Raw genomic sequence first — 3,618 nt, forward strand, 5'->3', positions numbered from 1 at the left:
GGCCGCCACACCATCGCGTGGGTGTGCGCGTAGCCGCCCCGGGCAGCGTCCGTGGTGGCGGCGTAGGCCAGGTTCGCATCGGCGGGGACGACGTCCGGCCCCACCTCGGCGACGAGCTCGATGGTCCACGTGAGGCTGCTGCCGGGCGCGAACCCGTCGAGCATCTGGATGGGCGCCGGCGGCCAGGCGTCGGTCAGGAGCACCAGATGCTCCTCGTCGAACCCCTCCGGTTCCTCACGCAGGGCTGTCCACCCGGACAGGTCGGCCGCCTCGGCGCCGCTGAACGGCAACTTCCCGCTCACCTGGCGTAGCTCGACGTACCGGTAGAACTCCGGCGTGAAGTCCTTGATGTAGGGGAACGGCTCGATGACCGACGGGTCGGTGAGCTCGGGCATCGGGTGCGCGGGGGGCACGGAGATCGACGACTCACGGTGCCTGCCGAACGCGGCCAGCGCCGTGGCGACGATCGCGTCGGACTGTCGCACCGTCGCCTGACACTGGATGACGTTCGAGCCCACGCGCAGGATTTCCGCCTCGACCTCGACCGGGCCGGTGGCCGCGGGACCGACGAACGACACGGTGAGCGATCGCAGCGGCGGGACCACCACGGGGCTACCGGCGCTGCCCGCGAGATCGCGGAGCTTCCCTTTCATGGCGGCCAGCATCAGGGCCCCGGTGAGCCCACCATAGATGGCCCTGCCCTGCGTCCAGCCCTCTTCGACCTCGACCGTCCCGCCGTGCGCGGCGGACTCCAGCATGCTCGTCAGCGACATGCGGCATAGTCTGCCACCGCCGCTCAGCGGGCCTCCGGGGAGCGGTCCTACCGGCTGCGGCGGGCCCGGCCCCGGGCCTTCCGGACCCCGGCCAGCGCGGTGGCCAGCCCGGACTTGCGCGGGCCGTGGCCGAACATCTTCTCGCTGCGGGTCTCGGCGGCGTCGTCGGCGGTGCGGCGCATGTAGCGGTCGGGCAGGGACAGCCGGGCGATGGTCCGCCACGACTGGAGGTACTGCTTCCACAGCGGCCCGGAGACGTACGGCAGGTCGTAGCGGTCGCACAGGTCGCGTACCTCGAGCGAGATCTCCGAGTACCGGTTGGACGGCAGGTCGGGGAACATATGGTGCTCGATCTGGAACGACAGGTTGCCCGACATCAGGTTCATGGCCGGTCCGCCGTCGAGGTTGGCGCTGCCGAGCATCTGCCGGAGGTACCACTCGGCCTGCGTCTCGGTCTCTACATCTGTCATGGTGAACTTCTCGGCGCCGTCCGGGAAATGGCCGCAGAAGATCACGGCGTTGGTCCACACGTTGCGGATGATGTTGGCCGTGACGGTGGCGGTGAGCGCCTGGGGGCCGCTCGGCCCGGCGAGCACCGGGAACAGGACGTAGTCCTTGAGGATCTGCTGGCCGGCCTTGCGTAGGAACGCGCGCGCCTTGCGCCGGTCCTCGGGGGCGGCGTCCCGGTCGAACGCGTCGCTGAGGGTGACGGCCTGCAGGCCGATCCCCCATTCGAAGCCCGCCATCAGAGCGGCGTTGACGGCCATGTTGGCGAGGAACTTCGGCTCCCACGGCACGTCGCGGGTCACGCGCAGGACACCGAACCCCACGTCGTCGTCCATCCCGACGATGTTGGTGAACTTGTGGTGCAGGTGGTTGTGGGTGTGCTTCCAGTCGGCGGAGCTGCCGACGAGGTCCCATTCCCAGTTGGTCGAGTGGATCTCCGGATCGTTCATCCAGTCCCACTGGCCGTGCATGACGTTGTGGCCGATCTCCATGTTCTCGAGAATCTTGGCCACCGCCAGGGTCCCGGTCCCGAGCGCCCACACGGTGCGGTTCCGGGCACCGAAGTACAGCAGGGCGCGGGCACCGAACTCCAGTCCACGCTGCAACTTGATGACGGAGTGGATGTACCGATAGTCACGCTCACCGCGCGACTCGATGACCCGCGCACGGATGGCATCGAGCTCCCGCCCGAGCTCCTCGATCTGGTCGGAGGTCAGGTGGGCGTATTCGCCGACATCGGAGATCGCCATACACCTACACTAGGCGCGCTTCGTCGCCCGCGGCTACGGCTCGGAGCCGGGTCGGCCCCCTATCGTGACCAAGCGCACGCCGCGCGACCACACCAGCCACTCCAGGCGCGCGCCTCAGTCATTCCAGGTCCGCGCCTCGGCCTCTCCACGCGCAAGCCTCAGTCATCCCAGGCGCGGCGCAACACCTCTAGCGTCCCGTGGATCCGCTCGACCGTCGATCCGACGGGCGCGATCATCAGCTCGTCGGCGCCCGCGCGCCGGGCGAAGTCGGTGAGGTAGTCGCGCACCGCGGGGCCGTCGCCGCACGCGGTGTAGGAGATCATGTGGAGGATCTGGCGGCCGCCGGCGGACTCCATGATCATGTCCAGCTCCTCGTCGCTGAACTCGCGACCGCGGCCGGCCATGAGCTTGACCCGCTGGCGGCGGTACCACTGCAGTTCACGCCCGGCCCGCTCGGCGTCGTCGTCGGCCACCACGTTGACCGCGGCGATCATGTACGGCTCGGCCAGCTGCTCGCTGGGCTGGAACCGCTCGCGGTACACCGCGGACGCCTGCTCCAGGGCGTCGGGGGCGAAGTGGGAGGCGAACGCGTACGGCAGCCCGTAAGCGGCGGCGAGCTGTGCGCCGAACAGCGACGAGCCGAGGATGTACAGCGGGATCTTGGTTCCGCGCCCGGGGATGGCGGCGATGCCGCGGGTGCGGGCGAAGTCGGACGGCGAGTCGCCGAGGAAGGCCTGCAGTTCGCGCACGTCGTCGGGGAAGTTCTCGGCCGCGGACGGCTCGCGGCGCAGCGCGCGCAGCGTCTGCGGGTCGGTGCCCGGGGCGCGGCCCAGGCCGAGGTCGATGCGGCCGGGGTGGAGCTCGGCGAGGGTTCCGAACTGCTCGGCGATCACGATGGGCGCGTGGTTGGGCAGCATGACGCCGCCCGAGCCAAGCCGGATGCTCTCGGTGTTGGCGGCGATGTGCGCCATGAGTACCGCCGGCGCCGACGAGGCGATCGACGGCATGTTGTGGTGCTCGGAGTACCAGACCCGCTCGTACCCCAGCTCCTCCGCCTTGCGCGCCAGTTCCACCGAGTCCTGCAGCGCCTCCCCCACGGTCTGCCCGGGGCGGACGGTCGCGAAGTCGATCACGGACAGGGGCAGGGCGCGGGCGCCGGGGGAACCGGTGTCAGGGGACGTCATGCCCCGTGCAACCCGGGCCGCCGGCACGCTATTCCTGTCGAGGCCCGGCGGGGTCACACTGGGGGCATGCCCACCGCCGCTGACCGCCCCGCCGCTGACCGCCCCGACGCCGGCGCCGCCGACAGCCCCGTCGACGTCGCCCGCCTGGTATCCCTCATGCGCGAGGCCGGCCCGCTCGTGCACTGCCTGACCAACTCGGTGGTCCGTCAGATCACCGCCGACGTGCTGCTCGCCGCGGGCGCGGCCCCGGCGATGGTCGATCACCCGGACGAGGCCGGCGACTTCGCCGCGATCGCCTCGGGCGTGCTCGTCAACGTCGGCAACCCGACCGCCGAGCAGGTCGAGGCCATGCACGCCGCGATCGCCTCCGCCCGCGGGGCCGGGACCCCGTGGGTGCTGGACCCG

At 70.9% G+C, this 3,618-nt stretch carries 4 protein-coding genes; 1 reads left to right on the forward strand and 3 read right to left on the reverse strand.

The window, feature by feature from the left end; translation table 11 throughout:
* The 3 genes from G6030_RS08515 to G6030_RS08525 form a co-directional block, all read right to left on the reverse strand.
* On the reverse strand, nt 1-773 hold a 773-nt coding region (locus G6030_RS08515), incomplete at its 3' end, for a thioesterase family protein (RefSeq protein WP_182642834.1).
* A 47-nt stretch (nt 774-820) separates the two neighbouring features.
* Nucleotides 821-2,029: an acyl-CoA desaturase gene (locus tag G6030_RS08520; RefSeq protein ID WP_182642835.1), complete on the reverse strand. Its 1,209-nt coding sequence runs from the start codon at nt 2,027-2,029 to the stop codon at nt 821-823.
* Nucleotides 2,030-2,187: 158 nt separating this feature from the next.
* A complete protein-coding gene (locus G6030_RS08525) occupies nt 2,188-3,213 on the reverse strand; it encodes an LLM class flavin-dependent oxidoreductase (RefSeq protein ID WP_182642836.1) in 1,026 nt (341 codons plus the stop codon).
* 66 nt (nt 3,214-3,279) lie between these two features.
* Between G6030_RS08525 and G6030_RS08530 the strand changes: the two genes are divergently transcribed.
* On the forward strand, nt 3,280-3,618 hold a 339-nt coding region (locus G6030_RS08530; RefSeq protein WP_182642837.1), incomplete at its 3' end, for a hydroxyethylthiazole kinase.

Source organism: Dietzia sp. E1 (assembly GCF_014145015.1).
Lineage (GTDB): Bacteria > Actinomycetota > Actinomycetes > Mycobacteriales > Mycobacteriaceae > Dietzia > Dietzia cinnamea_A.